This window comes from Thermodesulfovibrionales bacterium, from assembly GCA_035686305.1.
In the GTDB taxonomy this organism is placed as follows: domain Bacteria; phylum Nitrospirota; class Thermodesulfovibrionia; order Thermodesulfovibrionales; family UBA9159; genus DASRZP01.
In genome coordinates, this window is the sequence record DASRZP010000029.1 from 21,616 (window position 1) to 28,143 (window position 6,528).

A 6,528-nucleotide genomic window follows, 5' to 3' on the forward strand; every position below is an offset into this window, starting at 1 on the left:
AAAATGAAATTATTTCGGTGTCACCGTGAGTGACCCGCTATGCGTTGTTTTGTTCTCCAACCCAAATATCCTTTTCATTGAAGTACTTTGACGCAGCATAACCCGCAGCGTTCCAAAGAGCATCAAATGCTGGTTTCATTGACTTCTGATAATCCTGCTCGGATCCATAATCATCTATCATAATCTCAGGCAATAATAGTTCTGACTTATTGAATTTGATCCGTGAATCAAAGTCATAAATCGAGTTTGTTACTCCCAGAAATGCGCCATAAACTTCTTGCAAAGAAATCATAACGACGAGTGGCGGGGGTATATCAAGCGCTCTTAAACCATTCAGATAGCCAGGTAACACTTCAAAAATATAGTTATCAAAACTTAAACTGGGAATAACTTTCATTCCCTCGTGTTCTCTAACGAGGCTAGCCTTCGTAGCCTCAATTATTCCGTTTCTAAATATTTGCGTATACCCATAACACTTATCTCCATCCCGAACAATTAGAACTCCGTCAAAGTTGAACTGATGATTATAACCCATGGAAGAGATTGGTCGAAAAAATGAATGATGATTAAATATTTGCTTTACATCTAAAGCCGAGGTATAACTAAAAGCAGATAAGGGAATCACATGAAGAATCAATCTCCCTTGAGCTTCTATTTTTATCGGTCCTTCATCGGCCGACAATATTGCTAAACGTTCTCTGCGAAAAGCAATTATTCGGTCATGTAATGTTGCTGAAAGGGTGAAAAGAGATCTTAATTCCTCAACACTGACTTCATGCGCGCCAGCGGAGTTACGAATATAAAACCGATTGACATTCTTAGCTCTGACACGATGAGGTGGATTCCAACTTCTAGGAATGCGAAGTACTAATGCGAAATGTTCTGAATCCACAGGAATTGCTTTCATTCTAATGCCAGTGATACGCGGCTCAATCCCGTCACGAACTAAATTTTCCAAGTATTGAATTGCCTTATCCGGAATAGCATTTTGCAAGCCAGAAAGTTCTGTCGGGATTCCATCTCTTGCAGTCATTCCGATGATAAGATGGCCCCCAAATGAATTGGCAAAAGATGAAATATCCTTTAAAGCTTCTTTTTTATCATCGTCAGATGACCCGTAGAAGTCTCGTTTATACTCAATATTCAATCCTTCAGGAACCTCTGCATTGATAAGATCCTTAAGGTCATCTACTGAGACATCATAAAAATTGAGATTTCCTAATGACATTGACTTTTCAGTGTCTAAATCTAATATATAACACTTTCTCTTCAGTTGTTAATTACCAATATAATCTACTTTTAGGGCAAGTATACCACAGGGTGCGGTGCACATACAGGAAACCACTGAGATGACCGAGAGTCTTTCAGATCAATTGAACTAACTGATAGGTTTCGCCCTATATTGTGCTGGGAAGATGGCCTGCGTAAAAGTCAGACAACTTTTTTCGTTCCTTCCTGGAGCCAACACTGTTGCTTTCTTACCACAGCACAAGGTTTCTGTTGGCATTAGATAGTCAGGGGAAATCCAACAGATAGAGGTTTCGTGTAGTACCCACCGAAATCCAACTCATACAAAATCCAACGGAGAATTTAGCTCCGGGGTATGCTACTCAAAAGTTCGAGTCCGTGTCCGAGCAAACAAAAATAGCATATTGTTGTTATCTGCCAAATGCCCGAATGAAGGGTCAGCCTTATTTATTCGCCGCATTGAACTCGCTATCAGGCAGGGATGTTGAGCGATGGATGGAAACTTAGACACTCTCTACAGTGGCAATCTGTCGCAAGCTTGTGATATCGCGTAACGGCGAGTTGCCAAACAGACGGCTGTACTCTCGGCTGAATTGTGAGGGGCTCTCATAGCCGACCTGAAGCGCGGCGGTTGTTGCATCCAGACGTTCGGTGAGCATCAACCGCCGCGCTTCGTTCAAACGCAACCATTTTTGATACTGCAGCGGGCTCATGGCCGTCAGCGCCCGGAAGTGATGGTGGAAGGTCGATGTGCTCATATGGACTTGCGTTGCGAGGTCGTCAATACGCAGAGGCTTGGTGTAGTGGCCCTTCAGCCAATCGATCGCCCGCGCTATCTGATGACTCTGACTTCCTGCCGACGCCATCTGGCGCAGACGCGCACCCTGATCGCTGACCAGTAAACGGTAAAATATTTCCCGCTTGATGATCGGCGCAAGGATCGGGATATCCTTCGGCTCAACAAGCAGGTCGATCAACCGTTGAAAGGCGGTTAGCAGCGGCAACGTGACCTCGCCCGTCGCCATGCCACGACTCGATTGCTGCAGACGCGGCGGGGGCAGATTGCTATCCACCATCAGTTGTGAGATCTCGCGCTGATCAAGTTTCAATATGAGCCCAAGGAAAGGCTTATCCGGACTCGCCTCGATGATCTGCACAACCGTAGGCAGATCAACGGACGTGATCAAGAAATGGTGCGCATCATAAACATATATATCATCTCCGAGCATTACGCGTTTTGCACCTTGTGTTGTCAAACAAATACTCGGCTCGTACATAGCGCTCGCAGTCTGAGTCGGCTCATCCCGCCGAAAGAATGACAACTCGGGAATTGCGGTCATGATCCTGTCTGGTTTATCAGTCCATCGTGCAATACTCTTTGCCAACGCCTCAATCGCAACTCGCAGGGTGTCATTCTCGATTATGTCATTCTTGGTTGCCTTGTCCATAGATTTCTCCTTTCCTTAATAATATCAGGCCTCGCTCCCCCATAACAACATTTAATGGAGCTATCGGACGATTAGGCAAGAAATTAGCAGGATTGGTCTACCCGCCTTTGCTTTTTCAGGAGTACAATAAAATCATCACAGGGTGGCAAATGGATGCGAGCAAACTCTACGAAATAATTCGATTCTAATCAGGCAAAAGGAGAAACAATGCAAAAACGTAAACTAGGAAAAAGCGGCCTGGAAGTTTCGGCTCTCGGACTCGGCTGCATGGGGATGACGTACGGTTATGGTCCGGGTGGAGACAAGCAGGAGATGATCGCTCTTATACGGAAAGCCGTGGAGATGGGAGTCACGTTCTTCGATACTGCCGAGGCCTATGGTGCCACGAATGAAGAGCTTGTGGGAGAAGCGCTCGCTCCTTTCCGTGGCAGAGTGGCGATAGCGACCAAGTTCGGGATCAAGCACGATGCAAGAGGGCAGCAGTTCCAAGACAGTCGACCCGAGGGCATCAGGCAGAGCCTCGAAGGCTCGCTCAAGAGGCTCAAGGTCGATGTCATCGATCTATACTATCAACACCGTGTTGACGTGAATGTGCCGATCGAGGACGTGGCAGGAACGGTGAAGGACCTGATTCGGGAAGGTAAGGTCAAGCATTTCGGCCTCTCTGAACCGGGAGTAAAGACGATCCGCCGCGCGCACGCGGTCCAGCCGATTACCGCGATCCAGAGCGAATACTCGCTGTGGTGGAAACGCCCTGAGGAGGAATTGTTGCCGACGCTCGAGGAACTCGGGATCGGGCTCGTTCCCTTCAGTCCTCTCGGGAAAGGCTTCCTCACCGGAAAGATCGACGAGAAGACGACTTTCGATAAGTCTGACTTCCGCAACATAGTTCCTCGCTTTACGCCGGAGGCCAGGAAAGCGAACCAGGCCCTGGTCGATCTGCTTAAAATGATCGCAGAACGGAAGAAGGCGACGCCTGCTCAGATAGCGCTCGCCTGGCTGCTTGCGCAGAAGCCGTGGATAGTACCGATCCCGGGCACCAAAAAGCTTTCTCGCCTGGAAGAGAATCTCGGAGCAGCTACACTCGAGCTTACGTCCGACGATCTCCGTGAGATCGATAGCGCAGCCTCAAAGATCACGATCGAAGGGGCTCGATATCCCGAAATCCTGGAAAAAAGGACCGGTATCTAACCGGAATAACTATGGAGGAAAGAACAATGACAATGAATGTACTTGGTTACGCAGCTCAGTCCGCCAAGGATTCCTTAGCGCCATTTCGCTTTGAACGCCGCGATCAGCGGCCTGACGACGTGGCTATCGAGATACTCTACTGCGGCGTATGCCATTCTGACCTGCATACCGTCCGCAATGACTGGGCCAGCTGGTTTCCCACGACGTACGCGGTCGTGCCCGGCCATGAAATTATTGGCCGCGTGGTAAGCGTCGGAAAGGATGTCAAACGCTTCAAACCGGGAGATCATGTCGGTGTTGGCTGTATGGTCGATTCCTGCCAGAAGTGCACAGCCTGCGAACAGGGACATGAACAGTATTGCTCGGAGATCGCAACATTCACCTATAACCATATTGATCGCCGTGACAAGATGCCTACCTATGGCGGGTATTCCGAGAAGATCGTGGTGTCGGATAAGTTTGTGCTCAAGATTCCCGATGGGCTGGACCTGAAAGGAGCAGCGCCCCTCCTCTGCGCAGGCATCACTACGTGGTCGCCGCTCCGCCACTGGAAAGTGGAGAAGGGCAGCAAGGTGGCGGTGATCGGCCTGGGCGGACTGGGTCACATGGCCCTGAAGCTGGCAAAGGCACTTGGTGCCGAAGTCACGCTGTTCACCCGTACACCAGGCAAAGAGAAGGACGCCCGTCGACTGGGCGCCCACAATGTCGTGCTCTCTACCGACAAAGGCCAGATGACGTCCGTGCAGGGACGTTTCGATCTGATCATCGATACTGTGCCCTATGTCCATGACCTCAACCACTATCTGCCGACGCTGACGGTCAACGGCACGCTGGTGCTTCTCGGGTATCTGGGTGATCTGGAGTCGATGCTGAGCACTGTTCCCTTGGTGATGGGGCGTAGGTCGGTTGCGGGGTCAGTCATCGGCGGTATTGCCGAGACCCAGGAGATGCTCGATTTCTGCGGCAAACACGGCATCACGTCCGATATTGAAGTGATCAAGATCCAGGATATCAATAAAGCGTATGAACGTATGCTTAAAAGCGATGTGAAGTACCGTTTTGTGATCGACATGGCATCGCTGAAAGTTTAATGCCGAGGAGGTTGTCATGAAGAGTGTCACGGTTTCAATAGGATCCGGGTCTATAGGTGTCGCAATCGCACGCAGAGTGAGCGCTGGAAAACACATTCTGCTTGCCGATTTAAAAAAACAGAATGCGGACGCCGCAGCCGCAGTTTTAAGTGACGCAGGATTTGAAGTCAGCACTGCGACCGTCGATGTATCCTCGCGCGAAGCAGTTAAGAGCCTTGCTCAGAAGGCTGCAACACTCGGAGAGGTGACGGGAGTCATCCACGCTGCCGGAGTTTCACCCTCGCAAGCTTCGCCGAAGGCTATTTTGTCGGTTGATATGTATGGCACTGCGCTCGTGCTTGAGGAATTTGGGAATATCATAGCACGCGGAGGTACCGGTGTGGTCATCGCCTCGCAATCTGGTCATCGTCTAGGCGCTCTTACGGATGAACAAAATAAACTTCTCGCCACCACCCCAGCCGATCAGCTTTTATCGCTTCCGATGCTTCAGCTTGATCAAGTGAAGGATTCCTTGCACGCTTATCAACTTTCAAAACGCGGGAACGCTTTGCGCGTAATGGCGGAAGCTGTCAGATGGGGTAAGCGCGGCGCGCGAATCAATACGATTAGTCCGGGGATTATTATCACACCACTCGCAAAAGATGAGCTGACCGGTCCTCGCGGAGAAGGTTACCGTCGCATGATTGAGCTTTGCCCCGTCGGAAGAGCGGGCACGCCTGATGAGGTTGCCAATGTCGCAGCCCTTCTCATGGGTCCGGAAGGTGCGTTTATCACGGGAAGCGATTTTCTGATGGATGGCGGAGTTACATCTTCGTATTTCTTTGGTGAGCTTGCTCCGTGAGGAGCAGCTGGAACGAAGAAAAATATGAATATCGAAAGATGCAAGAGTGGAAGTGATGTGACTCGATTTCTGCGGCAGGCATAGCTGAATGCATGATAAAGTCGATAGATAAGGAGATAATAAAATGGATATAAAACGAAGCGGTTCACAACCATCCGGCAAGGGACCGGAAGAGTATTTCACCGGAACGGTGCGTGTTGATCCTCTGATCAATGCCCCCGATCCTGCACGCATTTTTGGCGCACTCGTCACCTTTGAGCCAGGAGCCCGCACGGCATGGCATACCCACCCTCTCGGCCAGACCCTGATCGTGACAGCAGGCAGCGGTCTTGTACAGCGCTGGGGAGGCCCGATCGAGGAGATCCGGCCGGGCGACGTGGTCTGGATCGCTCCGGGTGAAAAACATTGGCACGGCGCGGCACCGACCACCGCCATGTCGCACATCGCTATTGTAGAACAGATCGAGGGCAAGAGCGCGGACTGGATGGAAAAGGTGAGCGACGAACAATACCGATCTGAATTGAGAACCGAATAAATGGGAACGTTCCCTCCAGCTTGAGGAGTATTTATTATGAAAGTAACTGACAAAAAGTGCCTGATAGCATATTTTTCCCGGAATGGACAAAATTATGTCAGCGGCAGGATTGTCGACTTGAAAGTCGGCAACACCGAAGTTGTCGCAAACATGATTCAGAAAATAATGGGAGGA

General features: G+C 49.9%; 6 protein-coding genes. 4 read left to right on the forward strand and 2 right to left on the reverse strand.

All coding sequences use genetic code 11. From position 1 onward, the window contains the following. Nucleotides 1-37 precede the first annotated feature (37 nt). Nucleotides 38-1,228: an ATP-binding protein gene (locus tag VFG09_03235; protein HET6514148.1), complete on the reverse strand. Its 1,191-nt coding sequence runs from the start codon at nucleotides 1,226-1,228 to the stop codon at nucleotides 38-40. Nucleotides 1,229-1,751: 523 nt separating this feature from the next. Continuing rightward, on the reverse strand, nucleotides 1,752-2,696 hold the full coding sequence (locus tag VFG09_03240) for an AraC family transcriptional regulator (GenBank protein ID HET6514149.1): 945 nt from the start codon (nucleotides 2,694-2,696) through the stop codon (nucleotides 1,752-1,754). A 207-nt stretch (nucleotides 2,697-2,903) separates the two neighbouring features. On the opposite strand from VFG09_03240, the gene VFG09_03245 reads away from it, so the two are divergent. From VFG09_03245 to VFG09_03260, 4 genes are all read left to right on the forward strand, one after another. Next, complete coding sequence (locus VFG09_03245) at nucleotides 2,904-3,887, forward strand: aldo/keto reductase (GenBank protein HET6514150.1); 984 nt, start codon at nucleotides 2,904-2,906, stop codon at nucleotides 3,885-3,887. Nucleotides 3,888-3,913: 26 nt separating this feature from the next. Continuing rightward, nucleotides 3,914-4,978, forward strand: a complete 1,065-nt coding sequence (locus VFG09_03250; protein HET6514151.1) for an NAD(P)-dependent alcohol dehydrogenase — start codon at nucleotides 3,914-3,916, stop codon at nucleotides 4,976-4,978. Nucleotides 4,979-4,994: 16 nt separating this feature from the next. Then, nucleotides 4,995-5,819, forward strand: a complete 825-nt coding sequence (locus VFG09_03255) for an SDR family oxidoreductase (protein ID HET6514152.1) — start codon at nucleotides 4,995-4,997, stop codon at nucleotides 5,817-5,819. Between the two features lie 124 nt (nucleotides 5,820-5,943). After that, nucleotides 5,944-6,354 (forward strand): cupin domain-containing protein, encoded by a 411-nt coding sequence (locus VFG09_03260; GenBank protein ID HET6514153.1) that lies wholly within the window; start codon nucleotides 5,944-5,946, stop codon nucleotides 6,352-6,354. The last annotated feature ends 174 nt before the right edge of the window (nucleotides 6,355-6,528 follow it).

Bases quoted from the DNA above. Each gene is read 5' to 3' on its own strand.
- VFG09_03240 (HET6514149.1), bottom strand. From the start codon at position 2,696: ATGGACAAGGCAACCAAGAATGACATAATCGAGAATGACACCCTGCGA.
- VFG09_03250 (HET6514151.1), top strand. From the start codon at position 3,914: ATGACAATGAATGTACTTGGTTACGCAGCTCAGTCCGCCAAGGATTCC.
- VFG09_03255 (HET6514152.1), top strand. From the start codon at position 4,995: ATGAAGAGTGTCACGGTTTCAATAGGATCCGGGTCTATAGGTGTCGCA.
- VFG09_03260 (HET6514153.1), top strand. From the start codon at position 5,944: ATGGATATAAAACGAAGCGGTTCACAACCATCCGGCAAGGGACCGGAA.
- VFG09_03245 (HET6514150.1), top strand. From the start codon at position 2,904: ATGCAAAAACGTAAACTAGGAAAAAGCGGCCTGGAAGTTTCGGCTCTC.
- VFG09_03235 (HET6514148.1), bottom strand. From the start codon at position 1,228: ATGTCATTAGGAAATCTCAATTTTTATGATGTCTCAGTAGATGACCTT.